Annotated in this window: 20 protein-coding genes; 9 read left to right on the plus strand and 11 right to left on the minus strand. The window is 45.6% G+C overall.

Annotation, left to right across the window (positions count from 1 at the left end):
- Window positions 1-15: 15 nt before the first annotated feature.
- From KOD92_RS05875 to KOD92_RS05895, 5 genes are all read right to left on the minus strand, one after another.
- Window positions 16-1,467, minus strand: coding sequence for a hybrid sensor histidine kinase/response regulator (locus tag KOD92_RS05875; protein WP_215232549.1), 1,452 nt, complete (start codon window positions 1,465-1,467; stop codon window positions 16-18).
- Between the two features lie 19 nt (window positions 1,468-1,486).
- Window positions 1,487-2,947, minus strand: a complete 1,461-nt coding sequence (locus KOD92_RS05880) for a sigma-54-dependent transcriptional regulator (protein WP_215232550.1) — start codon at window positions 2,945-2,947, stop codon at window positions 1,487-1,489.
- A 27-nt stretch (window positions 2,948-2,974) separates the two neighbouring features.
- Entirely contained in the window at window positions 2,975-4,417 is a 1,443-nt protein-coding gene (gene rpoN / locus KOD92_RS05885) for an RNA polymerase factor sigma-54 (protein ID WP_215232551.1), read from the minus strand.
- A 543-nt stretch (window positions 4,418-4,960) separates the two neighbouring features.
- Window positions 4,961-5,272, minus strand: a complete 312-nt coding sequence (locus KOD92_RS05890; RefSeq protein ID WP_215232552.1) for a hypothetical protein — start codon at window positions 5,270-5,272, stop codon at window positions 4,961-4,963.
- A 53-nt stretch (window positions 5,273-5,325) separates the two neighbouring features.
- On the minus strand, window positions 5,326-5,613 hold the full coding sequence (locus KOD92_RS05895; RefSeq protein WP_215232553.1) for a YtxH domain-containing protein: 288 nt from the start codon (window positions 5,611-5,613) through the stop codon (window positions 5,326-5,328).
- Window positions 5,614-5,967: 354 nt separating this feature from the next.
- Here KOD92_RS05895 and KOD92_RS05900 point away from each other — a divergent pair, with 354 nt between their 5' ends.
- Window positions 5,968-6,345, plus strand: a complete 378-nt coding sequence (locus KOD92_RS05900; protein ID WP_215232554.1) for a response regulator — start codon at window positions 5,968-5,970, stop codon at window positions 6,343-6,345.
- A 132-nt stretch (window positions 6,346-6,477) separates the two neighbouring features.
- Here KOD92_RS05900 and KOD92_RS05905 read toward each other — a convergent pair whose 3' ends face one another.
- The gene (locus tag KOD92_RS05905; protein WP_229254545.1) at window positions 6,478-8,709 is read right to left on the minus strand and encodes a tetratricopeptide repeat protein; all 2,232 of its coding nucleotides are present in this window, start codon (window positions 8,707-8,709) and stop codon (window positions 6,478-6,480) included.
- A gap of 341 nt (window positions 8,710-9,050) precedes the next feature.
- Here KOD92_RS05905 and KOD92_RS05910 point away from each other — a divergent pair, with 341 nt between their 5' ends.
- The 3 genes from KOD92_RS05910 to KOD92_RS05920 all read left to right on the plus strand — a co-directional run bounded on the left by KOD92_RS05910 (window position 9,051) and on the right by KOD92_RS05920 (window position 12,816).
- The gene (locus KOD92_RS05910; RefSeq protein WP_215232556.1) at window positions 9,051-10,790 is read left to right on the plus strand and encodes an alpha-amylase family protein; all 1,740 of its coding nucleotides are present in this window, start codon (window positions 9,051-9,053) and stop codon (window positions 10,788-10,790) included.
- A gap of 132 nt (window positions 10,791-10,922) precedes the next feature.
- Window positions 10,923-11,741: an N-acetylmuramoyl-L-alanine amidase-like domain-containing protein gene (locus KOD92_RS05915; RefSeq protein WP_215232557.1), complete on the plus strand. Its 819-nt coding sequence runs from the start codon at window positions 10,923-10,925 to the stop codon at window positions 11,739-11,741.
- A 7-nt stretch (window positions 11,742-11,748) separates the two neighbouring features.
- Window positions 11,749-12,816, plus strand: a complete 1,068-nt coding sequence (locus KOD92_RS05920; protein WP_215232558.1) for a mechanosensitive ion channel family protein — start codon at window positions 11,749-11,751, stop codon at window positions 12,814-12,816.
- Between the two features lie 224 nt (window positions 12,817-13,040).
- Here the strand turns inward: KOD92_RS05920 and KOD92_RS05925 are convergent, their stop codons facing one another.
- From KOD92_RS05925 to KOD92_RS05935, 3 genes are all read right to left on the minus strand, one after another.
- A complete protein-coding gene (locus KOD92_RS05925) occupies window positions 13,041-14,411 on the minus strand; it encodes a HAMP domain-containing sensor histidine kinase (protein WP_215232559.1) in 1,371 nt (456 codons plus the stop codon).
- Window positions 14,408-15,085 (minus strand): response regulator, encoded by a 678-nt coding sequence (locus tag KOD92_RS05930; protein ID WP_215232560.1) that lies wholly within the window; start codon window positions 15,083-15,085, stop codon window positions 14,408-14,410. The genes KOD92_RS05925 and KOD92_RS05930 overlap by 4 nt, the downstream gene beginning before the upstream one ends.
- Before the next feature lie 210 nt (window positions 15,086-15,295).
- A complete protein-coding gene (locus tag KOD92_RS05935) occupies window positions 15,296-15,856 on the minus strand; it encodes a DinB family protein (protein ID WP_215232561.1) in 561 nt (186 codons plus the stop codon).
- Between the two features lie 288 nt (window positions 15,857-16,144).
- Here KOD92_RS05935 and KOD92_RS05940 point away from each other — a divergent pair, with 288 nt between their 5' ends.
- Genes KOD92_RS05940 through KOD92_RS05950 form a run of 3 tightly spaced genes read left to right on the plus strand, consistent with a single transcriptional unit; the run spans window position 16,145 to window position 19,596 of the window.
- Window positions 16,145-16,753 (plus strand): DUF4136 domain-containing protein, encoded by a 609-nt coding sequence (locus tag KOD92_RS05940; protein WP_215232562.1) that lies wholly within the window; start codon window positions 16,145-16,147, stop codon window positions 16,751-16,753.
- A 2-nt stretch (window positions 16,754-16,755) separates the two neighbouring features.
- Window positions 16,756-17,421 carry a hypothetical protein gene (locus tag KOD92_RS05945; RefSeq protein WP_215232563.1) on the plus strand — a complete coding sequence of 222 codons (666 nt, stop codon included), beginning with the start codon at window positions 16,756-16,758 and terminating at the stop codon, window positions 17,419-17,421.
- 30 nt (window positions 17,422-17,451) lie between these two features.
- On the plus strand, window positions 17,452-19,596 hold the full coding sequence (locus KOD92_RS05950) for a hypothetical protein (protein ID WP_229254546.1): 2,145 nt from the start codon (window positions 17,452-17,454) through the stop codon (window positions 19,594-19,596).
- Window positions 19,597-19,602: 6 nt separating this feature from the next.
- Here the strand turns inward: KOD92_RS05950 and pheA are convergent, their stop codons facing one another.
- Both pheA and KOD92_RS05960 read right to left on the minus strand, forming a co-directional pair.
- Window positions 19,603-20,676 (minus strand): prephenate dehydratase, encoded by a 1,074-nt coding sequence (pheA, locus tag KOD92_RS05955; protein WP_215232565.1) that lies wholly within the window; start codon window positions 20,674-20,676, stop codon window positions 19,603-19,605.
- Window positions 20,677-20,711: 35 nt separating this feature from the next.
- Complete coding sequence (locus KOD92_RS05960) at window positions 20,712-22,583, minus strand: DNA topoisomerase IV subunit B (protein WP_215232566.1); 1,872 nt, start codon at window positions 22,581-22,583, stop codon at window positions 20,712-20,714.
- 267 nt (window positions 22,584-22,850) lie between these two features.
- Between KOD92_RS05960 and KOD92_RS05965 the strand changes: the two genes are divergently transcribed.
- Window positions 22,851-25,388 carry an SLBB domain-containing protein gene (locus KOD92_RS05965; RefSeq protein ID WP_215232567.1) on the plus strand — a complete coding sequence of 846 codons (2,538 nt, stop codon included), beginning with the start codon at window positions 22,851-22,853 and terminating at the stop codon, window positions 25,386-25,388.
- A complete protein-coding gene (locus KOD92_RS05970) occupies window positions 25,388-26,485 on the plus strand; it encodes a hypothetical protein (protein WP_215232568.1) in 1,098 nt (365 codons plus the stop codon). The genes KOD92_RS05965 and KOD92_RS05970 overlap by 1 nt, the downstream gene beginning before the upstream one ends.
- The last annotated feature ends 1 nt before the right edge of the window (window position 26,486 follow it).

Raw genomic sequence — 26,486 nt, forward strand, 5'->3', positions numbered from 1 at the left:
TTAATACGGCGAATGTCAGATCTGCGCGTCGGGGATAGGCGCATTCGGCTTGAAAGTGATCGTAAATGTAGTACCGACCCCCACCTCTGATTGCACATCGATGCGTCCGTGGTGGGCGTGAATAATGCTCATAGTAGTCGAAAGCCCGATCCCCATACCATTATTTTTACCCGTAAAATAAGGCTCGAAGATCTTCTCAATATGCTCTTCACTAATGCCTGAACCATTATCTGTAAAGATCACCTGAACACCTTCACTGTGGTTTCTGGTGGAAATAGTAAGAATACCTTTATCTTCCTCCATCGCCTCGATCGCATTCGTTATCAGGTTGAGAAAAGCCATTTGCAGGGAAACAGAATCGAGCGGGATAGCCAGTTCTTCTTCTGCAAAATAGGTGACGATCTGGATCCGCTTCAATTGCACACGGTCAAGCGCCGCTCCTATTGCCTGACTCAAAACAGTATGTACCGAATTGTTAACCAACTCTATATCAGCAGAATTGGAGGGTTGCAGTAGCTGGGATATCAGATCGTTGATACGGGTACAATTCCGCTTGATGATCTGTGTATAAAATTTCTGGTCTTCGTCCGTCAGCTCCATTTCGAGTTGCTCGGCCGACAAGTTCACATTTGTAAGCGGGTTACGTACCTCATGCGCCAGCATGCGCACGAGCCGACCGGTAACAGCCATTTTTTCGGAAAATAAACGCTCGCGTTCCGATTGCTTTCTGGCGGTCATATCATGCAGCCGCCCCTGAATGTAAGGGTGATCGTCGTCTATTTCTACCGAAGCGGAAAAGAGACAGTACTTTTTATCGCCTTCCCTGGTAAGCAGCCGCACTTCGTGATCGTGAATGGTGTGGTCTTTAATATTTCCCCAGAGTGCATTAAATTGCGGATCCTCAATCAGTTCGACGATATTTTTCAATTTGAGATCGTCTTCTGCATATCCTGTCAGGACGCTGCCGGAAGCATTCAAATCGATGATATTGCCTGCTAGATCACTGATAAACAGAAAATCATTAGACTCTTCAAAAACACGGCGATACCTTCTTTCGCTGTGTTTCAGTGCTTTTAAAACCGAAGTTCTTTCCAGCGCATACCTGATGCTCCTTTCCAGCTTTTCAGCGTCGAGCTCACTTTTAATCAGATAATCGGCAGCGCCCAGGCGCAGTGCTTCGACAGCGATCTTAGTATCGCCTTTTCCAGTCAGAAGTATGATCGGTTCCTCGCATTCAAACTGGCAGGCCAGATCGATCAGGTCAATACCTGTACTTTCGCCGAGCAGATAATCGAAAAGGTAGAGATCATACTTTTTAGTTTTGATCTCCTTCTCCGCATCCCTGAACGTTGCACACCAGGTGATATCAAATTTCCAGTTGACGAGGTCATTAAAATACTCCCTCGTTAAGAAGTAATCATCTTCGTCGTCATCAACGAGAAGTACCTTTATTAGTTTGTTGTTCATGCCGCATTACCCTTTACCACTAAATGTCAAACTGCTTCATTTTATTATAAAGCGTTTTCCTGTCGATGTTCAGTAAACGGGCCGCTTTGCTTTTGTTGAAATTTACATCCCTCAAAACCTGCATGATCATATCATATTCAGCTTCATTAGCCACTGTTTTCAAACTCGGCTTGGAATCGTCTCCGTCCACCGGTTCTACAATCCCGGGAGCAGCAGGCGCAACAGCGGCAGGTTCCTCGTCGAGGTCTTTCAGCTTGCGATAATTTACAATTTCAAAAGGCAGCGATTTTTCTTCGATCAGGTCGCCGTCGGAAAGTAATGTGGCCCTTTTGATCACATTCTTCATTTCGCGAAGGTTACCCGGCCAGGAGTAGTTCAGGAAGTCGCTTTTCACTTCTTCCGAAAATCCGCTTACACTCTTGTTCAGCTCTGCATTTGTGGTTTCGAGAAACGAGTTCGCGAACAACATCAGGTCGTCTTTCCGGTTTCTCAACGCGGGTACTTCAATGGTAAATTCATTGAAACGATAGTAAAGATCTTCTCTGAATTTCCCGGTTTTCGCCGATTCCAGCAACCGCTCGTTACTCGCAACGATAATACGTACATCGAGGTCGATTTCTTTTGATCCGCCGATGCGGCGCATTTTACGTTCCTGTACTACGCGCAACAATGCAACCTGGATCTCGTAGGATAAATTGGAAACTTCATCCAAAAACAAAGTACCGCCGTTAGCAAGCTCGAAATGCCCTATTTTGGTTTGAAGTGCTCCTGTAAACGATCCTTTTTCGTGTCCGAAAAGCTCGCTACCTGCCAGTTCTTTTGAAATAGCACCGCAGTCCATCGCTACAAAAGGCATATCCTTCCGACGGGATCTGTTGTGGATTTCCTGCGCAATCGCTTCTTTTCCCGAACCACTTTCTCCATAAATGATCACACTGAAATTGGTAGGCGCTACCAGGTCAACCTGCCGGAAAAGGTTATCGGAAACTTCCGAAGTTCCCATGATATAGCCGGCCTTGGTGCGTGGATTCATCTTTCTCGCAGGTTTCGGACTGTTTTCAGACGTAGTGCCTGAGGTAGCCGACGCGGTGTACATTTGCTCTTCGTTTTGAGAAGATTCCGCATCCGCAATCGCTTTTTTCACTGTGACTAATATTTCGTCAGGAAAAAGCGGCTTAGTGATATAATCGTAAGCGCCCAGCTTCATGACGCTTACAGCGATTTTAATATCTGAATAGCCAGTAATGATCAGCACCGGCACATTTGGCCGTTTCGCCTTAATGGCAGTCAGCAATTCGGTTCCTGTAATATCGCCCAGGCGAAAGTCCGTCATGACAAGGTCCGGCGAGATCGATTCGATCAATGCGAGACCATCTTTCCCGTTTTGTGCTGTTTCTACTATGAAATCATTCTTCGACAAAAACCTTTTCAACAGAAAACAAATATCTGCCTCATCATCAACAACAACAATTTTTTTCATGCCTGGTTTTTAGGGCTTAATTTAGATTTAAATAGTCACTCTTAATCTAGCGGTGGGTATGTTCAGCTGCTCCCGATATTTTGCTACTGTCCGTCGGGCTACTGAATAGCCTTTTTCTGACAACATATCGGTAATCTGCTGGTCGTTGTACGGGTGTCTCTTATCCTCCGCGACAACAATTTCCCTGATCGCCTCCTGGATTTCTCTATTAGATACCTCGGTACCGTCTTCATTCGTAACACCTTCCGTAAACAGGTCTTTCAACAAAACGATCCCGAACGGTGTTTGCACATATTTATTGGTAGTAACCCTCGAAACCGTGGAAATATCCATATCGATAATTTCGGCCACATCTTTGAGGATCATCGGTCTCAGTTTCTTAACATCACCAGACTGGAAGTAATCATATTGCAGCCGCACAATCGCTTTCAATGTGCTCAGCATTGTATTTTCCCGCTGCTTAATGGCGTCTATGAACCATTTCGCCGAGTTCATCTTGTTTTTCAGGAACTGGTTGGTGGCTTTGTCGTTCTTCTGCTCCGCCATTTTTGTAAATACCTTGCTCAGTTTCAGGGCAGGGCTGTTTCCCCAGGTCAGCTGTACTTCTATCTCACCGTCTTCTGCATACCATAACATGAAATCCGGCTTGATGCTTTCATTCACTATTGAATCATTGCGAAGTCCGGAGGCTGGCTTAGGGTTTAATGTAGTGATCAGCTGAATTGCCTTTTTCAAAGCTTCTTCGTCGAGGCCGGTAATCCGCATGATCTTGTCATAATTGCGGGAACCCAGCTCGTCGAATGCGTCGGTTACAATGCGGTAAGCCGATTTCCACGTATCATTCTGCGTTTCCATGCGGTTCAGCTGGATTAGCAAACATTCACGCAGGTCACTCGCAGCAATACCCGGTGGGTCAAGCTGCTGTATCACTTTCAGCATTGCATTCACCTCGTCGGTATCGATGAACATGCTGTTGGCAAACGAAATATCATCTGCTATCACGTCGCTCTCGCGTCTTAGGAAACCATCTTCATCCAACGAATCGAGGATAAAGTCTGCCACCAGCTGCTGGCGCTCGTTTAGTCTTAGAAAATGGATTTGTTGTTTGAGATCGTCGCGAAACGAGATTGACTCCACCATCGGCCGCGTATATAGCTCATTATCTGCCGATTGGTTATTTGCATAAGTCTTGTAGTCGGGCACATCGTCGTCCCTGAATTCGTCCCAGTCGTAATAATCCTGAACCGAATTGTCCTCTCCTGTTCCGGTATCAGCTGGATCCTGCAGATCGTCGGAAGCTTCCTCTGCGGCATTCTCCTCTTTACCCTCTTCTAGAATCGGGTTTTCCTCTAATTCTTCTTTGATTCTCTGCTCAAGCTCCATGGTTGTCAAATGCAGTAGGTTCAGCATTTGAATTTGTAATGGAGAATATTTTAAGGTCTGCCTTTGCGTCTGCGTCTGTCTTTGCATAGAGCAAGTAACGGTAAGATGGTAATTTTCTTAATGCTTTAAATTTACAATTCTTTATTCAATGTTCAGGTAACGCGGAACAGCGATTGCAAAGATTGCGTAGTTATTTCCACAGACTGAGTATTATAATTCAGAAAGTAGGGATACTCCACACGGTCAGTACTATTCGCCGGATTCCAAATACCATTTCCGGACAAGGCGGATCAATCTGACAGCTTCGAGACAGATGCTCGCAAGCTTTTTGTTTTCCTGTTTCAGCGCAAAATATATTTGCCTGATAATCATAAGTGTAGAAAGGGCCGGTGATCAGAAATGACTTTCCCGGTAACGCCTTGCCCACTTCATTTGAGGTTGAAAACTTCGTTCAGTACGATTTTCGCAGCCGCCTGTCCGAGACCGGAATAAAGAGACAGAAATGTTTTAAACAAAAGGCTTGCCGACCCGGATTCTATCTTTCCCCAAGCCAACCATCTTTTTTAAGCAGCGCATGTAAAATAAAAAACCCTTCGCTGGAAGGGTTTTACTTGTATAGTTAAGCCGAAATCAGGATAACACTTCCGGCTTTTCGTCAGTCGCCTTTTTGACCCACCTGAGCCCTTTTAGTAACAGATCACGGCCTTCGTCGACGCCGTGTTTTAATATCACCTTTTCCACAACCATCGGAACTACGAAGTTAAGCGGTGCGGGTAAGCGTTTCAATGCAGTGCGTGCAAGTACTGCGCCCACACCAAGTTCTAGTCCCCGGCCGGTAGCGCTTTGCGGGCCGGCGGTAAGCAATTCTTTAATGTAATCGACCGTATTGGATACGGAAACTTTCGGCTTTTGATCCGCTGATGGATCTGTGTTGCTTTCCATGGTGGTGTGAAAATAAAGTCGGCCGGAACTGGTGGGTTCCGGCCTTATAATATTTAGTTAAAATCGTTGAATTCGCGCTTAGCGGTATCAGTATATTCTGCGGCTTTGTTAACCGCCTCGTCTTTCAATGCCGAGCCTTCTTCTTTCAGGTTCTCCGCTGTGTCTTTTGCACTTTGCTTGCTTTTTTCAAGTGCATCAATCAGATCGCCGGCGAGACTATTTGTTCTTTTCTTGATCTTTTTCCGGATTTGCGCTCCTTCTTCCGGAGCTACAAGCAACCCGATAATCGCTCCTACAACGGCAGCTGATATTACACCCAAAATCACTTTATTACCTGACATAGTTTTAGCGTTAATGTGAACAATCATTTCCAGTATCTGAGCAAAATCCTTACCAGCTCCTCCTCAGTCCATATATTTTAGTTAATAAGTTGAAAATCAATGCACTACAAGAAATACTAATAATAATTCCCGTCCCGAACCTGTAAAGAAAAATTCCTAAATAGCGGAAAAGCCGGACAAGAAGAAACTCAAATAATGCCCACTGAATAATTTCGACAAACCATTGTCCCGGCTCTCACTCCAAAAAGCTCTTAAATGGCAGGATTATTGCAACAGAGACCTCAACTACATTCAGTACAAGCTATCTTAAGTACCTCCGCTATTGATGACTAAATTTATTTTCGACACATCGCTATGAAGATTGTAATTATTGAAGATGAGAGAGATTTGGGAGTGTTGATGCGCAATTTTCTAGTGAGACAGCTTAATATCAGGGAGCCAGAAGCGGCTATTAAGGTAGCAGGATCCCTGAATGAGGGTATGGCTTGCATAACCGAAATAATGCCGGATTGGGTATTCATTGACAACAACTTACCTGATGGAAAAGGTATAGGCGAAATTCAGAAGATAAAAAGTATATATCCGGACAAGAAGGTTTATATCGTCACAATGAGCGCCATGACCAATTTGCGCGACGAGGCTTTTAAAAATGGAGCAGACTATTTCCTGGACAAGCCGATCAGCTTTGTCGAGATCCGAAACATCTTCTCCCAGCACCGCGGAGAAGCTTAATTTCTGAGAAAGAAAAGGGTGTTTTTACAGTAGAGAAATTTGCGTCAGTTGGGGATGCGCGGTAAAGAAGACGTAGAAAATATTTCTCACAGACCTGTTCCGCACGGATTTCGCCAACTTATTAAATTCAGATTAAAAAAGAACAGGGCAATGCGTGCCCGATTTATTTCGCGAGCCCGGCAACTTCACTTTCTGACTCCGGTACCTGACTCGCTTCGTCTTGTCTTCGTCGCTCTTCTTCTTCTCGTAAGCTACCAGCTTGAAATCGTATTCAGGAATAAAATAATCTTCATTGTACTCGGCAACCGGCAGCGGCATATAGTGTCGTCCTGGGAAGGTCAGCACGTCATATTCATAATCGTACAAATAGATCGTCACAAATCCGTCGCGGCTGTATTTGATCCCGATATCAGAAAACGGGCTATTCTCACCCGCTGAGGCTACGAGTCGCATCATTTCCTTTTGCTTCCCTTTCGCAAGTACGGTCATATTGTATTGAAACACCCGGTGAAGCGAATCGATTTGCAGTGCTACTCCCAGGTAATATTTGGCATCCTTGATCCGCTCCTGTCCCGCGTACATGATTGCGGTATTGTTCAATGCACTTTTATCCTGATAGGTCTGGTAGCTTAGTTTCGCCTCATCATATTTTTCAAGATAGCGGTATACATTTCCTTGATTTACATTATAGAACTTGCGTGAAGGCGCTACTTCCATTGCCTTTTTAAAATCCTCAAAAGCGCCGTCATAACGCGCATTCGCCTCATTCACCTGACGTTTCTGATCGTGGCGGTTGCCGATATATGCCTGGATAATACCGTGGTTATTGTGCAGGAAAGGCAAGTCGGGCTTTTCTCTTACTAAGCTGTCGAATAGCGCCATTGATTTGTCGAGCTGATCGTTTTCCAGCAGCACTACCCCCCACCCGTTCTGTGCATTCACATTGGAAGGATTCAGGGAAACTGCTTTTTTGAATACCTGATAGCTTTTTTTATACATATCGAAGTGGAGGAGCAGGTTCCCGTAATTGCTCCACATCAGATCGTAACCCTGCTCGTATTGCAGTGCTTTTGCCAGGAAAGTACCCGCTTCCGAGTAGCGTTTTTGGTCGATCATAATGCCGCTCATACCTGCCAGCGCTTCGTAACGCGTCGCGTCGAGCTTGATCGCTTTTTGGAAATCATCCTGCGCTTCGCTGGTGCGTTTCAGATAGTATTCGGAAAATGCTTTGGTAACAAAAAGATCGGCAAAAAACCGGTTGTGTTCATCCAGTGCTTTTTCTGCTTTCTTAAAATCCTTCAAAGCCAGCTCGTATTTACGCTGACCATAATATGAAACCGCGCGGCCGAGATAGGCAGGCAAATAGGTCGAATCCTTTTTTATAACCCGGTCGAAAAGTGTGAATGCTGTCTGATACTCGCGCTTCGAAAGATGCGTATTCGCGATTCCCGACTGCAATGCAGGTGTTTCACGTTTGAGCGTGGAAGCCAGCTTGTAGTAACGCTGCGCTTCGCTGATCTGCTTCAATCCATAATTCGAATGCGCCATTCCCAGGTAAGCATCGCCCCGGAAAGTGCGGTCGTCGGTTTCGAGATAGGAGGAGAAAACGGCCTTTGCGGGGCCAAACTGATTGAGGGAAAGCAATGCATTTGCATATCGGATCTGTGCTTTCGGATGAGTACGTGCCACTTTTTCAAAATCTTTGACAGCCCGCTTTTCATTCCCGGTCCGCATCAGCATATCGCCGCGCTGGAGCCGGAACGCCATTTCATCTTTCTGCCTGATCGCGGTGGTAACTTCTTCAATGGCTTCCTCAGTCCGGCCACTGTATTTGTGTACCATTCCAAGATTGTAGTTCCATTTGCCGCCGCTGTTCTTTGCTGAATTACCGGCTGCAAAATCAGCCGCCTCGCTGTATTTTTTCTGTTTACCAAAAGAAACGACCGTATTCAGGTTTGCATGTGTGCCGCCGGGCGCCTGGCTGAAATCGTTTCGTGCTGCGTCGTATTTTCCGGAAAGCAATGCAAAAAGCCCTCTGTTGTAGCGTAGTTGCGGCTCCTGCTCGTTCAGGTCGAGCGCTTCCATGATGTGCAGTGCCTTCTGATAGTTCCCCAGCAGCGCGAGTATCACCGCCTCGTTGTTCATCCGCTGAACCGAATCGGAGGGTTGAAATGCTTGTTTGTGATAGAGAGAGTAGGCAGCCTGCAATTCGCGGATACCGCGCTGATAAGACTTTTCCCTTATTAATGCGGGATTGTTTTCTTCAAAAGAGCGGTTAAAAACCGGCAGTAAATCTTTGACCAGTCTCTGACATTCGCCAAAGTCCTGCGCAGCAACTTCACCGGAACCTAATACGGTCAGCATCAGCCATATACTTGATAAAACAAGTAAGTAGATTCTCTGTACCATAGTCAAATAAAATGGCTCAAAAAGTCGTAACCTACGAGTAATGTCCCAGATTTACAATTATTACTTTAACCAGATGCTAAATCCCCGGTATTATATTATTTTTTCAAGAAATAGTAAAATCACTAAAAAAGTAGAAAGCATTTGTATCACGTAGCAATTTTGATCAGCTGCACACGCTATTTCTGGTTTGGATCAAAAAGGCAGGATGAAAGGAGGGCGTAGTTTTCAAAATGAATATCTTGCAGACAAAGAAAAGCCGCGATCCATTCCCCAATAAATATCAAAGTCAACAGACTATGTCCCCAGTTAATCAGAATAAGTTTGTCATTTATCAGATTTTCACGCGCCTTTTCGGCAATCAAAATACAACCAACAAATGCTACGGTACAATCGAGGAAAATGGCTCCGGCAAGTTCAATGATATTACGGATACAGCTCTGAAAGCGCTGACCGATTTTGGTATCACGCACGTCTGGTACACAGGCGTTCTGGAACACGCCACGCTCACGGACTATTCGCAGTTTGGCATCCGGAACGATCATCCGCTCATCGTGAAAGGGATAGCGGGCTCGCCTTATGCGGTGAAAGATTATTACGATGTGGATCCGGATCTGGCAGTAGACGTAACCAAACGAATGCAGGAATTCGAGTCGCTTATTGCACGCACGCATTCGCACCAGCTGAAAGCAATCATTGATTTTATCCCTAATCACGTCGCTCGCCAATATCATTCGGATGCCCGCGCCGCCGGAGTAAAGGATTTCGGTGAAGAGGATGATAATACGGTCAGTTTCAGTCCGTCCAACAACTTTTACTACATTCCCAATCACGATTTTATAGTGCCGGAAGGTCACACGCCACCGGTACCGCTGGCAACACCTTACCACGAAAGACCTGCGAAAGCGACCGGAAATGATGTTTTCGCAGCCCAGCCAAGCCAATATGACTGGTACGAGACCATCAAGCTCAACTACGGTGTGGATTATCAGAACGGCGGCGCGACCCATTTCTCTCCTATTCCTTCCACGTGGCTCAAAATGTATGATATTTTGAAATACTGGACTGAAAAAGGAGTGGACGGATTCCGGTGCGACATGGCGGAAATGGTACCGGTAGAGTTTTGGGCGTGGGTAATTCCTGAGATCAAAAAGTTAAAGCCGGAGATCATTTTCATCGCCGAGATCTATAACCCGGAGCAATATCACAATTACATTCACGTAGGAAAATTCGACTATCTGTACGATAAAGTCGGACTTTACAACTCGCTGCGGCGACTGATCGAGGGGCATGGAACAGCGGAGGATATTACCAGACTGTGGCAGCAGGAGTCGGGGGATATCAGTGAAAATATGCTTCGGTTTTTAGAAAATCATGACGAGCAGCGGATTGCGTCACGCTATTTTGCAGGTAATCCCTGGCTGGCAATTCCTGCGATGACACTCAGCGCTACGCTCCATACTGGCCCGATGATGGTGTATTTCGGTCAGGAACTGGGAGTTAATCCGCTGGTTGCCGAAGGATTTCAGGGCGAAGACGGGCGTACGACCATTTTCGATTACTGGGGCGTAACGGAGTTTCAGCAATGGGTAAATGGCGGCCAGTTCAATACTGACCTTTTAACCAGCGAGCAACGTAAGCTCCGGGAGTTTTATGAAAGCCTGAATCACTTCGTGCTGACAAATGAGGCCGTTTTTGCAGGCGAATTTTATGACCTGCAATATGTAAACGTAGATGGGCAAAGTTACAATTACGACAAAAAGATCATTTACAGTTATCTCCGTCACACGCCGGATCAAAAGCTGCTTTTTATCTGCAATTTCAATCGGGAAAGGGCTGTTGAGACCAACGTTCGCATTCCGGAGGATGCGTGGAGTAATGTGTTGCAACTGGATAGCACCATTCAATATAAGCTTACTCCAATTTTCCCTGCATTTGCGGCAAAATTGCATCAGCAGGCTGCGAATATCACTTCCAGCGGGATTCACGTCGAGCTTCCCCCGGCATCCGTCATCGTGTATGAAATAGTGAAAAAATAGCTCCTGTATAAGCAGGTAAGGCCTTTTCATTGCTATTTTTACGTAATTGCGAAGTTTATAATTAAAATATTTAACCCTGCCAATAGCTCGGAGCGCCGGCCCGCAGTTAAATATCCGCTAAAAAAATTGAGTATGTTGAGAATTGCAGTTTTATACATTCTGGTCTCTTTTTCAGGTGCTGTCCATGCGCAAACGAACCTGCAAAAGGTATTTGCGCAAAAAATGGATCTGCCGGAAAGCCGGGATATCGGCACCCAGGTACTCCGGATGAGTGAATCGTTTCTGGGTACGCCCTACGTGGCGGGCACGCTCGAAGGCAATCCGACTGAAAAACTTGTTTGCAAGTTTGACGGGCTGGATTGTACTACACTTGTTGAAAGTGTGATCGCGCTAACCGTTGCAAAAAGCGAGAATGCAACCTTTGACGCATATAAAAATGAGCTGACCAAATTGCGTTACCGCGATGGGATCATTGACGGATATCCTTCCCGGCTGCATTATATTTTGGACTGGCTATATGAAAACGAGAAACGCGGCAGACTGGAAGATATCACGGAAAAAGTAGGCGGGGTACCGTTTACAAAAAAGATCAACTTCATGACCAACCACGCCAATCTGTATGCCGCATTGGCTGAGAGTGAGGTTTGGGAGAAGGTTAAAGAACAAGAGAGCGAGATCAATACAAGAAAGCACAGCTATATTCCGAAAGCTGGCATTCAAAAGGCGGAACCGATGCTACATGATGGTGATATTGTTGCATTCACCTCTTCTGTTGAGGGGCTGGACGTGAACCACATGGGTATTATAAGTAAAATTGGCAGCAGGGCCTATCTGATCCACGCTTCATTAAATGGAAAAAAAGTGATCATGACCAGTGTTCCCCTGGCTGAATATGTGGCGTCTGTCCCGAAACATACGGGAATGATCGTCGCGCGACTCAACGATATCTGACGAATGAATGAATTTCATAGAAGCGTTTTTCTACAAAAATGAACCCTGGCTGATTGTCCTGATATCGGGCGTAGTTGGGTTTATAATCAGTGCATTACTTATCAATATCATAAAAATTGCCGCCTTAAAAAGGCAGTGGAACGCCGTGAAAGCGATACGGGAGAATCTCACGAGCGTACTCTATTTTTTCGTCCCGATGGTTTTTGTCACCGCCTCTACCCGGGCCTACTCCGCCATATATCCAGAATACGGCTGGCTTTTCGCGATCAGCAAGGTTTCCCTCATCGCCGCTACCACGTGGCTGATGGTACGGGTGGTGATCATTGTTGAGAAGATTTTAGTCGACCAGCTTGATTTTAATAGCCCTGATAATAACCAGGCGCGGCGGATGTTCACGAAGATCAAATTCGTGAAGCGGATGGTTATTATTTTGATTGTGATTGTAGGCGTTTCCGTATTGCTGCTGAGTTTTGAAGGAGTACGCCAGTATGGTGTGGGTCTACTTACCTCGGCGGGGATTTTCAGTGTAATTATCGGTTTTGCAGCCCAAAAGTCTCTTGCTAACCTGATGGCGGGGATTCAGATCGCATTTACTCAACCTATTAAAATAGACGATGTTGTGATCGTCGAAGGCGAGTGGGGCCGGATTGAGGAGATCAATCTGACTTATGTGGTGGTTAATATCTGGGATTTGAGACGCATTGTACTTCCGATCACCTATTTTATTGAAACACCATTTCAAAACTGGACAAGAAATGACAGTGCGCTGATCGGTACTGCGTTTTTTCAACTGAATTACCACGCACCTGTTCCGAAATTGCGTGAAAAGCTGAAAGAGATATTGGATAACACGCCGCTGTGGAATGGAAAGTCGTGGGCACTTCAGATTACGGATACACAGGGACAACTAATGGTAGTTCGGGCGATCATGTCGGCCCGTAATTCGAGCGAAACTTTTGATCTCAGGTGCCTGGTGCGTGAGAAAATGATCGAGTTCATCGCAAAAGAATATCCCGAGGCGCTGCCTTCCACGCGTATCGAAGATTCGCAAAGCCAGGTTCGCATTCCTGAATAGCATGAAAAAACTGGCCTCCGGAATGTCCCGAGGCCAGTTTTGCTTTACTACTCACCTAACTCAATTTAACCTGGTATCGCTTCCTCCGGGTAATTCGGAATCAATAGCTGTTAAACTTCGTGCATACCGATCACCTCGGTTACGGATCTATATTGTCCGGGTGATCAGGTTACAAAAAACAGTCAGGCGGGTTAAAGTCGCATTAATGCTGAATTAAAAGCCAGTTAAAAAGGCGGAAACCGGACGATAAATGTAGTACCAGAGCCTAATACCGACTCGACATCGATCGTCGCTCCCTGCATATTGATAATGCGTTTGGTCAATGCCAGCCCGATACCGTAACCCGCCTTTGTGATCGTGGCGCCGCTCCGGTAAAAAGTATCGAAAATATAAGGTAGCTCGGCGGGCGCAATGCCAATTCCGTTGTCTTTAAAGTTAATCCTGATCTGATCTTCGCTGGTTTCCAGCGAAACGTTAACCGTCTTATCATCAGAATACTTACAGGCATTATCCATCAGATTAACGAATGCTGTTCTCAGCAGACTTTCGTCGCCGATCCGCATCAGCTGCCCCTCATCGTCAGGAATTTTTTCGTAGGTAACATTCACGTGGTATCCCGGATTTTTTTGTTCGGTAGATGTTTTCGCCTGCCAGAGCACTTCATCTATCCTGATTTTTCTGAATGATACCTTGAATGTATTTTCGTCGGTCCGGGCGAGTTCGAGCAGTCTGTTCACCAACCCGTTCATTTCTTTCGCTTCTGCCCAAATACCCTGCAATGCGTCCTGGTATTCGTTCACCGAGCGTTCTTTCATAAGCCCCAGTTCCGCTTCGCTCATGATCAGTGCCAGGGGTGTACGCAGTTCGTGAGAGGCGTGGGAAACGAAATTCTTCTGCGCGACGAATGCGATTTCCAGCCGCGCGAGCATTTGATTGAAGGTTTCCGCCAGCAATGCGAGCTCGTCTTTCTCCCGCCCTACCTTTACTTTTTCGTGTAAATTCCCCGCCGAAATATTATTGACCTGATCGATAATATCAGCAACCGGTTTGATCGCGTCATTAGAAAACTGCCAGCCTGCCACGGCGACCAGCACCAGCGACAGAAGCCAGCCGATGACCAGAATTTCACGCAGCCGGTGCAGCTGGCTCATTCCCAGGTTATCATTGGCTATAATTACAACGATCCACGGCTTCCGGTGATCCTGCAAAATGTGCCTGGTGACGATCACTTCCTTGTCCTGGTATTTGCTGCGGATCTCCCTCCCACCCCGCGCGTCGGCCAGCGATGATTTTGAAATGGTCAGATAGTCGGCGCCGCTCATGTAGATAATCGAGTCAGCTCCGTCGTAAATCGTGATTTCCTCGTTTAGCAGGATGGTTTTGTTCTCTTTTTCGATCTTTTCAATATCCGCCTTGCTGATCCCGTTGCTCGCCTCTACCAGCTGTGCAATAGTCTGCGCGCGCTCGTTCAGAAATGAATAGAACCGCTTTTCCCTGTATTGATCGTAAAAAAAATAGATCGACAGGCAAAAAAGTGCCATGATGGAGCCGACCAGCATGGTGAACATGAGCGTCAGACGGGCCTTGATATTCATTCTTCCTTGAATATGTAACCCATTCCCACTACCGTATGTATCAGCTTGTTAGGGTAGTCCTTATCTACTTTTTTTCTCAAAAAGTTAATGTAAACATCTATCACGTTGGTACCTGTATCAAAACGAATATCCCACACCTGCTCGGCAATATCCACCCGGGATACTACCCTGCCGCGGTTCCGCATGAGGTATTCAAGCAATGCAAATTCTTTGGCTGTGAGGTCAATGCGGTTTCCGGAGCGGCGCGCCACTTTTTCGTCCAGGTTCAGTTCCAGATCGGCGAGCGTAAGTACCTGGCTCGATTGCTCCCGCGTGGTATTTCTGTGGGATAATACCTTCACACGGGCGATCAGCTCGCGGAATTCGAAAGGTTTTACAAGATAATCGTCTCCACCGGCTTCAAAACCGTCAAGCTTGTCGTCGATCGTTCCCAGGGCGGTGAGAAATAGGATCGGTGTTGACAAACCGTCATTTCTGAGTTGCCGCGCCAGATCGTAACCGTTCAGCAGCGGCAGGTTTACATCGAGAATGATCACATCGAACCGGTAATTGGCCGCCATTTTTTTCCCGACTTGTCCGTCATACGCCAGCTCGACTTCCCAGGATTGTTCTTCGAGCCCGCGTTTGAGGAAACCGGCCAGTTTGGGTTCGTCTTCAACGACAAGGATTTTCATAATGGATGATCAGTATTTAGATTCCAAATGTTGCACAGATTTCTACTTAAAAAAAGGCTGACCGAAATATCGGACAGCCTTTATGTCTATATCCACACCACTAGAACATTGACGAGCTATGTTTCGCAACGCTCTATTATTATGCAAAATAGAAAAATTTAGCAATAAACAATAGGTCGCAATGCAACTATACGAAATTTTATATAAGTATTAATAGTATTCTGACCCCTGATCGAAGTCCGATCGGTCGTCAAATGCGCCATAATTATCGTCTTCGTCCAGGCGCATTCCCTTCACTGCTTTTTTGATCAGCCCGATCTGCCCTGCGTGGTACACATCGTGCTGAATCACACCGTGGATCATGGTATAATAGGAATAGTCGCGACCCGGCACAAACTCTTCCAGGAAGCTGTCACTTTCAATCTTTTCCAGTTCAGAGACCAGTTCTTCCTGAGACAAACTGAGCTCCATTTGAATAGCTTCCCACTCAAATTCGTCCACTATCGGGAATTTCTTCCAGTCTTTATCCTGTGTTTTAATATCAAATTCCGCGTCACCCTGGATCTTTCTCACTGCGAATATCCGCCAGGTGGTCATGTGGTACACGATCTCCGCGATCGAGTGTGTATTGGTGCTGAGCCGCAGCTCTGCCATTTTCGGCGTCACGTCACGCAGTGCCTCTACTACCGACGGTCCATACCAGGCTTCTTCACTTTCATACGTGTCGTTCAGAACATCTATGATCCTTAAAATCTCTTCTTTTGTTTCCATATTTATGATAATTGCAAGGTGCTGCTAGTCTTTTTCAAACCAAAGATGATGATTATTGCCTTCTCCTTATTTACAGGTATCCATTTTTATAGAATACAAATTTGATGTGCCTTTCAGTTGCATCGCCGTCAATATAAGGTACGGATTGTTACAACCAATTCTCACAAAACGAGGTCTGCAATAGTGTACAAACCATTTTTACTAAAAAATTGAGCCGCTAAAACTGCATTTGTAAAATGTTCAATTTCAAATTTCGTTTAATTAATAACTTTAAATGTAAGACCCAAAATGTTTAAAAAAGCTTCAATATTCCTTCTTATAGCCGGACTGGGAATGGCTTCCTGCTCCAAAGATCCGATCAATGACCTGTCTACGGAAGAATCACTGGTATACATCACCAATCACGACAAGGCCGCTAATTTCAAACAATACAAAACTTTCAGCATTGTCGACTCCGTAGTTGTAGTTGAAAACAATCAGTCAGGCACCGCGCTGACCGATATTGACAAAGATGTACTTACGCGCATCATTACCAAAATGCAAGCCTTGGGTTACACATATGTGAGCCCGAAAGCCAAACCTGACGTGGGTATTAATGTGACCTGGATCACAAATACCTATCTGAATGTGGTTTCGCAGCCACTTAACTCCTATTACGGCGGTTACTGGGGAGGCGGCTTCGGTTATGGTTACCCAAATTATTACAGCTACTACGAAACTGCCGAGAGTTACTGGCTGATCACGCTGCTTGATTTCAAAAACCCAAACACCGTTGACAAAACGTTTAACGTAATCTGGGATGCGCAGGTAAGAGGAGCCGGTATCGGCAACAGACAGTATGTAGATACGATGATCGACTCGGTTTTTGGCCAGTCAGAATATTTAAAAATTAATTGAAAATGAAAAAAATAATCATTGCAGCCCTTTTTCTAGCAGGCTTTTTTCCGGCTTACGCACAACAGCAGGAAGCGCCCAAGCTTTACACTCTACCGTCGCCTTTTGAGCGATATACCCACTACCTGGCTACTGCGCGCGTGGTGGGAGCAGTGCCACTGGGCTCTTTCGCAGATTCTTATATTGACAAATCTTCGTTCCGGAATGCGTCCATTTCGATTGAATGGGTTTTGAGAAACTCACCTTTTTCAATAGGCGGGGAAATCGGCTCGACCTATTTCCAGAAACGCATTCCGCGCACGCTCTATCAAAATGGTGAAGGGACGATCTCGGCGGTTCAAACGCGCACTTTGTCCCAATATCCGGTGGAGCTGTTTGGTAATTACCATTTTCTTCCAAAAACGTCCCTAATCCAGCCTTACGTGCAGGTGAGCGGCGGGATCAGTATTCTAGATAATGTGCTTTATTATGGAACACTGTCTTCCCAGCACCAAAAAATCGCCCCGAAATATGGGATAGGGTTGGGTTCCAAGTTCCTTTTCAAGAAAGATGGTGCTGTTGGCGTAGATGTTCGCGTCAAATATGATGGTACTGCATACAAACATGACTATATTGAAAAAGGAGTATCATCGGTTAACGGGTCGATAGGTCTGTTCTATCGCTGGTGGTAACCAACTATTGTGGTACGTAAAAACAAAATTTTGTCAAAATCAACGCTTATCTGGGCCAGTGGAATTCTGATATTTCTGGCGGGTTCCGGGCTATGGGCCTGGAACCGCTTCGGTCCTTCTCAGAACCGCCATTATCCCGAGGCTACGAAAGGATTTCCAGTTGCCACTACTATTGATTCCGCTTCCAATGCCTGCGATCTGACGGTCAGGCGGTATCGGCAGATCGGCTCTGAAATGCAGTTCGAGCTGGCCGCCAATGTGGGTGGATTAGCGCCTTATAATATCGAAATCACGCAGTCGGGCAATACGCAGAAACTGACTGATATCCCTCACCGTTACGGAACGTGGCTTACCATTCCGAAAACTGAGTTGAATGCAGGTGAAGCTACAATCAAGGTGATAAGCCTCGGGCAGCCCGGCTGCGAAACGACAGCTTCCTTCAGTTTCGATGGAAAGATCAAAAATGAGATCCCCGACAATTCGCAGTGGATCAGGCACGGGAGTAAAGATGTTTTTCTGGATGTAAGGCCGGTTTCGAAAGATGGAAAACTGTACCTGAAAGATTTTGCCAATTACAACGACGGCCGCACGAAAGTGGTGATGATCGATGGTATCGCGGTAAATGGACTGGAAAATGGCATCGAAGTGCGACCGGGTTACCTGTATTCCGTAACCGCCCGCTGGATCGACGCACCTTACAATGACTGGTGGAATGAACTGAAAAATCGCTCAGTTCGTCAGCAGAATATCTGGATATCGGGTAAAGTCTCTGAAAAAGGAGAGTCCAGATTAACGCGCATTCAAATCCCTGATTGGTTTGCGCCTCCACGCGGATTGAATGTAACTTTTGACACAAAATTCCCTGAATTCGAGCCTATTAAAGATAAGATCGTCGCGCAATACCGGCTCAACGATGAAGTACCTTCGATCAATTATTACAAGCGCGGGATCGGCTATCTTTTTAATACTGAAAAAGAATATCCTTCCAATAAGCTGCATTACACGGCTACGCCCAATTATTTCAATGATAAGGACGAAAAATGGTTCGCTACATTGAGCAAGCAGGAAGTGGAAGCATTGGCCGGCGTACCCGGCTTCGGCGTTTATGCGCTTGACTTTGAATTCTGGAACCAGAAGTATCCGGCTGAGGTGAAACAAAGGCTCCTTTGGTTCACTGACTATATTCGTAAAAACCACCCGGAAATGCGTTTGATGGATTACTGGGGCGGAGGCGCTTACACGAACCCACATATTAACACGGTAGGCGGCGCCAATCCGAAAGATTTTATCAAAGATTACCAGCAGCCGAAATCCAATAACCCGAATTTTGATATGCTGCCAAATGGCGAAAGCTTGCAGAATGCATTCAATGCGACGCCGATCGATGTGTACCCAAAGCCGAATTTTGCAATGGATGCGCAGGGTAATTCACCCAACAATTTTGTATTACTATCTGCCGTTCACTCCCTGAGAATCAATCAGTTGATCCCCTACCAAAAGGATAATAAGTTTATATTCTACGGCTGGAACAGGTATATGCCGCTTTATAAAGATCCTATTAATCCATGGAACTACCAGCTCACAGATCCCAAAGGCGAGCTGATCATGAACCAGCTGGAAATGATGCCGGCCAGTCAGGCGCTGAGCTTTTCATTGTTTTCACTGATACTTTTCGACGGTTATTATTTGTGGCAGGATGGGCCTCCTTCGGGCAGCGACCCTAATGCTTACAAGTTGGTAAAAGGCGGCTGGGGCTGGGGTTATGAATGGTATCCCGCCGATGGAAAAACGCCCGAAGGTGAAGTTGGGAGGAATGCAAAAGGTAAAGGCGCGCCGTGGTACTGGGATTTCCCGACCGAATATTACGCGCTCGGAAACTGGATGGCGAAGCAGGTTGAAGACGTGATCGTGGGTGGTACCGTGAAAGATCTGCCTTTTGAATTAAACGGAAATTGGGTTACCCCTAAAAAAGAACAGGCGCTCCTGGCTATTGACCAGAAGCAGCCTTTCGTTACTTCGATTGTAAAAGGGAAAAATATCGTGGTACTCGCAGTGGACAGTTTCCAGGCGCCTACCGCAGTGAGAACTACCAAAGTGCGTTTGCCGGACGGGACTGAAACTTCCGTTGAATTGTACGGTAACTGGCCCTCACTTTACCGCGGCACTTTGAAATAGCTGCTGCTAGGAAACCTTAATGTAGCTCCCAAGCCACTTCAAATGCGTACCATATTTATGCATGATCTCCTGCACCGGAGGATCCTGCATGTGACCCAGAAATTCTACCAAAAACCAGGTTCGGAAAGCTGCTTCGCCTCTCAGCGGGCGGCTTTCTATCTTGGTCAGGTTGATCCCGCGGTCGTTAAAATCCTTTAAAAATTCGTACAAAACGCCCGGACGATTGGTATTCGGCAGGTTTGCGATAATGGTAGTTTTGTCGTCGTCGCTTTTGATATTCGTAAAGTCTTTGGCTAATATCAGGAAACGTGTCCGGTTTTGGTCACTGTCTTCGATATTGTCAAATAGAATAGGTACTCCGAAAAGGCGGGCGGAAATGGATGAGCAGATCGCAGCTGCGTCCGGCTCGTCGGCTGCCAGCTTGGCTGCTTTCGAGGTCGATTCCACCGGGATCAGCTCCACATTCATTCCATCGAGATATTCGTGAATAAACTTCCCGCATTGCCGGAATGCAATATCTTTTGAATATATCTTCTTAATATCTTTCAGACTATCGGACTGGGAAGCGAAAGTGAAATGCACCTGCAACAATACCTCAGCTACGATCGAAAGGTTTTTCTCCCGCAGATAATCCACGGTTTCAATCACGATACCTTCCTGATTGTTTTCAATAGGTACCACACCAAATTTGCTTCGGCCAGTCTCTACACTTTCAAAAACAGAGTGAATAGTCGGCAAAACCATGTATTCGCTCATTCCTCCAAACCTGCCCTCGGCCGCTTGGTGCGTAAAACTTCCCTCCGGCCCGAGGTAAGCGACTCTTTCGGGCAGTTCGAGATTGCGTGATACAGCGAAGATCTCAAAGAAAATCGCATCGATCGCCTGTCGGGTCAACAGCCCGTTGTTCCTTTTTTCAAGTCTGTCCAGTATCTGCTTTTCTCTTTCCGGACGATAAATAATGGATTGCGACGAACGTTTCAGCTCGCCTACCTGCCGAACCAGCTCCATTCGCTCATTCAAAATAGTCAGCAGCTGATCATCGAGTGTATCTATTCTTTCCCTTAAATTCTGTAATTCCACAGAGTAACTTTTTGTAAAATGATATAATGCTACTATTAGCTGGCGAGTGCAAGCTCTTCGATATTCTTCTCAACTTTCAAATTATCAATGATAAAACGCTGTCTTTCAGGGGTATTCTTACCCATAAAATAACTAAGCAACTTTTGGATCGAAGTTTCCTTTTGAAGGATTACAGGCTCTATGCGCATATCTTCACCAATGAACCGGCCGAATTCTTCGGGAGATATTTCCCCTAATCCTTTAAAACGCGTGATCTCAGGTTTGGTGCCGAGTTTTGCGATCGCGTGCTGTTTCTCTTCATCGCTGTAACAGTAAATTGTTTCTTTTTTATTACGCACCCTGAAAAGCGGCGTTTCCAAAACAAATAAATGCCCGTTACGAACCAGATCAGGAAAGAATTGCAGGAAAAATGTCATTAACAACAACCTGATGTGCATGCCGTCCACATCCGCGTCGGTAGCGATAATTATCCGGTTGAAACGAAGGTTTTCCACACCATTCTCAATATCAAGCGCGTGTTGCAGTAAATTGAACTCTTCGTTTTCGTAAACGATCTTTTTGGTCAGCCCAAAGCAGTTCAGCGGCTTTCCCCTCAAACTGAATACAGCCTGCGTCTGAATATTACGTGATTTTGTGATCGAGCCACTCGCCGAATCTCCTTCTGTTATAAATAAGGTAGTATCGTGGCGCAAATCGTTTTTAATGTCGGTTAAATGCAGCCTGCAATCCCTGAGCTTTTTGTTGTGCAAATTTGCTTTCTTGGCGCGGTCATTTGCCAGCTTTTTAATACCTGCCAATTCCTTCCGCTCCCGCTCCGATTGTTCAATTCTCTTTTTCAATGCATCCCTGGATTCAGGATGTTTGTGCAGATAATTGTCCAGTTGTTCTTTTACAAAATCGTTGACGAAGGTGCGGACCGTGGTACTGTTCGGGTCAGGCGTGATCGTACTGGATCCTAGTTTTGTTTTGGTTTGAGATTCAAAAACAGGTTCCTGCACACGGATTGCGACCGCGGCACTGATCGACGAGCGAATATCTTCCGGCGCATAATCTTTGCCAAAATGCTCTCTCACCGCCCTCACCACCGCTTCCCGGAAAGCCACGAGGTGCGTGCCGCCCTGCGTGGTATACTGACCGTTTACAAAAGAATAATACTCTTCCCCATATTGGTTACCGTGCGTCATCGCAAACTCGATATCCTCTCCTTTCAAGTGTATAATTGGATAGCGAATCGATTCTGCATCTGTCTTACTTTTTAGCAGGTCGAGCAGGCCGTTTTGGGAAATGTATTTTTCTCCATTGAAATTAACCGTCAACCCTGCATTCAGATAGCAGTAGTTCCAGATCATACTATCCAGGTACTGCGGAATGTATTTGAAGTTCTTAAAAATGCTCGAATCCGGCTCGAATAAGATATGTGTGCCGTTTCGCTGGTTGGAAGGCTGCTCTTTTGATTCACGAAGCAATGCTCCCTGCTCAAACTCAGCGACTTTCGACTTCCCGTCGCGGAATGATTGTACCTTGAAATATTGGGAAAGCGCATTTACCGCCTTGGTACCTACCCCATTCAAACCGACCGATTTTTGAAACGCGCCGGAATCATATTTTCCGCCTGTATTGATCTTTGAAACACAATCCACCACTTTTCCCAGCGGAATACCTCTTCCATAGTCCCGCACTTCCACCCGATGCTCCGAAATTTTAATCTCGACGGTCTTTCCATTACCCATCATATGTTCATCGATGGAGTTATCGACGATTTCCTTGACCAACACGTAAATACCATCATCAATAGACGAGCCGTCCCCCAATTTTCCAATATACATCCCCGGCCTCAATCGTATGTGCTCCTTCCAATCCAGCGATCTGATACTATCCTCGTTGTATTGAACGTTTGTACTTTCCATTTTTATAATTATTCTTTTAGTCGTATTTCTGAATTTGAATATTGTATTTTAATAATTTCAGTTTTTTGTCGTTAGGCTGTTATACCTTTGCGCGGATATCAAGAGCCCGATTACTAGAATTTGTTTAAAAATAGGAAAAATCTAATTTACTTTGCTATTACATACACATCCAAATACGACGCTGCCCGGATCCCACAATCAAAAATAGTAGCCCAACAGATAGGTTTCATGGATTTTCAGCATTTCAATAGTACAATAATTCTTCTTATGAACAGATTCAGATTTACTAAAAGTTATAATTCCTTATTTCTTTATTTTCTGACTTTTCTCATTTCTCTACCAGCAATATCTCAGGTAACTCCCTCAGCACCTACTATTCAGGCTCCTTCCGGGCAGGCCCCGCAGGGAAACACGCAGCAAACCGGGCCGAGAAGCACCACTACCGGGAATCCGCAGGGAAATGCACAGGGAAATCCAAATGCACCTCAATCAGGGAACCAGCAAAACGGTCAACAGCCTGGTAATCAACAGGGAAACCAGCAGGGAAATGACAGCCAGTCCAATGATAAAAGCAAAAACGCTGCGAATCAGAATGGACAAAACGGCGATCAGAATACCGATCAAAGTAAGGTAAATACATCCACTTCTACCTCGCTGACACCGGAGCAGCAGGAAAAAGAAGCATTCCGCCAGAAGATATACGGGTACTCTATTTTCGCCAACAAGAATCTGGACCCAATCCCTGATTTACAGGTCGCTACACCTACAAACTACGTAGTTGGGCCTGGTGATGAGCTGAACATTTACATTTATAACTACGCAGAAAGTACTTATGAAGGCGTGGTGAACAAGGACGGGAATATCCTAATTCCTAGGGTTGGCCCGGTGCAGGTTGCAGGGCGCACGATCGAGGAAATCAGGAAGATTTTGATCGATAAATTTGCCAAGTTCGTTCCTGGGCTACTCGGCAGCGGAGGCACCACGGCCCGCACCAAATTGATGGTAACCCTTGGGAATATCCGCTCAGTGAAGGTATTTGTGACCGGGGAAGTAATTAATCCCGGAACTTATGAGGTATCGTCGCTTTCATCTGCATTCAATGCGCTTTACCAGGCCGGCGGGCCGAATGAAATTGGATCTTTCCGTGATGTACGTGTAGTGCGGGCTGGAAAAGTAGTGTCGCATATGGATATCTACGATTACCTTGTTAACGGTAAGATCGAGGGAGATATTCGTGTTCAGGACAATGACAATATTGTAGTTGGCTACTATCTGAAACGCGCGGAGATAACTGGTATGGTTAAACGTCCGGGTATTTACGAATTAAAAACTGAGGAAAAGCTGGGTGATGTTATTAAATACTCCGGTGGATTCCAGGATAAAGCGTATCGCGAAAGACTCAAAATCCAAAGGATTACTTCAAAAGAAAGAAAGTTGCTTGACGTTTCGGAAAGCGAGTATGAGAATTTCGAAATCGCGACAGGTGACTCTATCAATGTAGGTACCGTTTTGGATCGCTACGAAAATATTGTGACGATTGAAGGAGCAGTAATGCGTCCGGGTGATTTTTCGCTAGACAGCAGCCCTACCCTTAAAAAACTGATTGAAAATGCGCAGGGACTAAGAGAAGACGCTTTTGCAGGCCGGATCAATGTATTGAGAACAAGAGACGATCTGACTCTGCAGAGTATCCCGATGAATTACGTGGATCTGATCAACAATGTAGTTCCGGACCTTATTCTTACCAGATTGGATCAGGTGATTGTTCCGTCTAAATTCGATATGGCTGAATCGGCTTATGTGAGTGTAGAAGGCGAGGTCAATAATACAAAGATCGGTATCAACGAAGGCAAGTTTCCATACACTTCCGAAATGACGCTGGAAGATGCATTGGTTCAGGCTGGCGGCCTCCGCGAGTCGGCTTATACTTCTGAGGTAGAAGTAGTAAGGCGCAAGCGAAACGGTGTTGCGGGTACCGCTAATGCACAAATCTCCGAAGTTTTCAAATTCGACCTGAACAGGGACTTATCACTTGGCGCCAAAGCGACTAATTTCCGCCTGCTTCCTTTTGACCAGATCATTGTCAGAAAATCCCCGAATTACGTAGAACAGCAAACTGTATTTGTCGAAGGTGAAGTACTTGTAACCGGCCCTTACACGATCATTAATAAAAACGACAAGATCAGCGACATTATCAAAAGATCAGGCGGTTTAACGGAGCTTGCATATCCTGAGGGAGCAACCTTACTTCGCCGCACGATCGTGAGAGACCTGGAAGAGCCTACTGACTTTGAACAAGCGGAGATTACTGAAAATAGTATCAAAAAAGGTACAATTCTCGGTGACGTTCCAAATGTGAAGGAAGAGAAAATTGGTATTGTTTTGAAAAATATCCTGAAAAACCCAGGATCATTTGAAGACCTGATCGTGCAGGAAGGAGATATTATCCGTATCCCAAAACGTCTGGAAACAGTTCAGGTAGCAGGATCGGTATTGTATCCTACTACGGTTAAGTATGGCAAGGGAATGTCGTTTACGGACTATATCTCTCAGTCGGGCGGGTTTACTGTACAGTCTCTCCGTAAAAGCTCTTATATTAAATATCCTAACGGAAATATAGACAGGACGAGAAGATTTCTTTTCTTTAACGTTTATCCGAAAGTTGAGCCGGGATCGGAGATTTTTGTACCTGTAAGAGCTGCTCCCGGGTTGAACACGCAACAGGCTATCTCGACAGCTACCGGCTTGCTGAGTTCGGTTATGGGATTAATAGTAACAGTATTGGCCTTTCGCTCAATAAGATAATGTCTCAAACACTCACACCTGCGCGACCGCAAGAAATTCCCGATGACGAACTATCTCCGAAGGAGGTAGTTGAAAAAGTTATCGTTGTTAAAGATGCCATTATCCGGAACTGGAAAATGATCCTGCTCCTGCCGATCATCGGTTTTGGAATTGGATATGCATTGGATACTTATGTAAAAAAGGCGAACAAGTACGAAGCAAACGTGGTTTTCAACCTTGGAGGCGGAAGCAGCCAAGGCGCGGGATTCGGCGAAATGGCCGGGTTGCTCGGTCTGGGATCTGCTCCGGACGCAAACATTTTCACGGGTGAAAACTTCTTCTACTTCGTAAAATCACGTCCCGTTTTGGAACGGAACCTGATGAAGGAGGTAGAGATCAATGGAAAAAAAGAGATTTTCGCTAACTTCTTCATCGATTCCAGCGGCATCAAAACGTCGGAGTGGGAAGAGCGGCCAGATTTGCAGAACTTCCATTTTGCGTCCAACGATCTGAAAAAGCTTGACAGAACTTCCAGGATCATCCTGAATGAGATAGTAAAAAAAGCTGGCGACGCTACGGAAATTGCTTCACTGGATCGTAAATCTTCATTTATTTCGATATCAACTCTCATGGAAAATGAGGCACTGGCGGGTATGTGGGTAACTACACTCCTGAAAACGGTCGAAGAAATGTATACTGAGAACCAGACGCAGAAAACCAGAAAGACACTTCGTTTGCTGCAACATCGTGCCGATTCACTAGCTAGCGTACTCGGTATTGCAGAGCATAAGTTGGCAAGACAAATGGATTACAGCTCGCAGATCATGCTGCCGGAAGCAAAAGTATCTACCAACAGTATGGAGCGTAAATCAACATTCTTGCAGCAGCTTTACTATGAAGCGATGGCGAATGCAGAGAAAATGCAGATGTCGTTGGTACGTGAAGCCCCGCTTTTCACAGAAATTGAAGGCATTAAAGTACCTCTTGATATGAAACAGGAGGACAAGAGAAATGCGAAGATCGGCGCACTTGCAGGATTAATGATCGCATTGATATTTACATATTTTAGAACAGTATTCAGTACTCCTGCTACCACAGTCAGGGTAGAACGAGCGTAAA

The organism is Dyadobacter linearis, from assembly GCF_907165045.1.
Classification (GTDB): Bacteria; Bacteroidota; Bacteroidia; order Cytophagales; family Spirosomataceae; genus Dyadobacter; species Dyadobacter linearis.

Excerpts from the sequence above, each read along its gene's own strand:
- KOD92_RS05875 (WP_215232549.1), bottom strand. The coding sequence starts at position 1,467 with ATGAACAACAAACTAATAAAGGTACTTCTCGTTGATGACGACGAAGAT.
- KOD92_RS05880 (WP_215232550.1), bottom strand. The coding sequence starts at position 2,947 with ATGAAAAAAATTGTTGTTGTTGATGATGAGGCAGATATTTGTTTTCTG.
- rpoN (WP_215232551.1), bottom strand. The coding sequence starts at position 4,417 with ATGCAAAGACAGACGCAGACGCAAAGGCAGACCTTAAAATATTCTCCA.
- KOD92_RS05890 (WP_215232552.1), bottom strand. The coding sequence starts at position 5,272 with ATGGAAAGCAACACAGATCCATCAGCGGATCAAAAGCCGAAAGTTTCC.
- KOD92_RS05895 (WP_215232553.1), bottom strand. The coding sequence starts at position 5,613 with ATGTCAGGTAATAAAGTGATTTTGGGTGTAATATCAGCTGCCGTTGTA.
- KOD92_RS05900 (WP_215232554.1), top strand. The coding sequence starts at position 5,968 with ATGAAGATTGTAATTATTGAAGATGAGAGAGATTTGGGAGTGTTGATG.
- KOD92_RS05905 (WP_229254545.1), bottom strand. The coding sequence starts at position 8,709 with ATGCTGACCGTATTAGGTTCCGGTGAAGTTGCTGCGCAGGACTTTGGC.
- KOD92_RS05910 (WP_215232556.1), top strand. The coding sequence starts at position 9,051 with ATGTCCCCAGTTAATCAGAATAAGTTTGTCATTTATCAGATTTTCACG.
- KOD92_RS05915 (WP_215232557.1), top strand. The coding sequence starts at position 10,923 with ATGTTGAGAATTGCAGTTTTATACATTCTGGTCTCTTTTTCAGGTGCT.
- KOD92_RS05920 (WP_215232558.1), top strand. The coding sequence starts at position 11,749 with ATGAATTTCATAGAAGCGTTTTTCTACAAAAATGAACCCTGGCTGATT.
- KOD92_RS05925 (WP_215232559.1), bottom strand. The coding sequence starts at position 14,411 with ATGAATATCAAGGCCCGTCTGACGCTCATGTTCACCATGCTGGTCGGC.
- KOD92_RS05930 (WP_215232560.1), bottom strand. The coding sequence starts at position 15,085 with ATGAAAATCCTTGTCGTTGAAGACGAACCCAAACTGGCCGGTTTCCTC.
- KOD92_RS05935 (WP_215232561.1), bottom strand. The coding sequence starts at position 15,856 with ATGGAAACAAAAGAAGAGATTTTAAGGATCATAGATGTTCTGAACGAC.
- KOD92_RS05940 (WP_215232562.1), top strand. The coding sequence starts at position 16,145 with ATGTTTAAAAAAGCTTCAATATTCCTTCTTATAGCCGGACTGGGAATG.
- KOD92_RS05945 (WP_215232563.1), top strand. The coding sequence starts at position 16,756 with ATGAAAAAAATAATCATTGCAGCCCTTTTTCTAGCAGGCTTTTTTCCG.
- KOD92_RS05960 (WP_215232566.1), bottom strand. The coding sequence starts at position 22,583 with ATGGAAAGTACAAACGTTCAATACAACGAGGATAGTATCAGATCGCTG.
- KOD92_RS05965 (WP_215232567.1), top strand. The coding sequence starts at position 22,851 with ATGAACAGATTCAGATTTACTAAAAGTTATAATTCCTTATTTCTTTAT.
- KOD92_RS05970 (WP_215232568.1), top strand. The coding sequence starts at position 25,388 with ATGTCTCAAACACTCACACCTGCGCGACCGCAAGAAATTCCCGATGAC.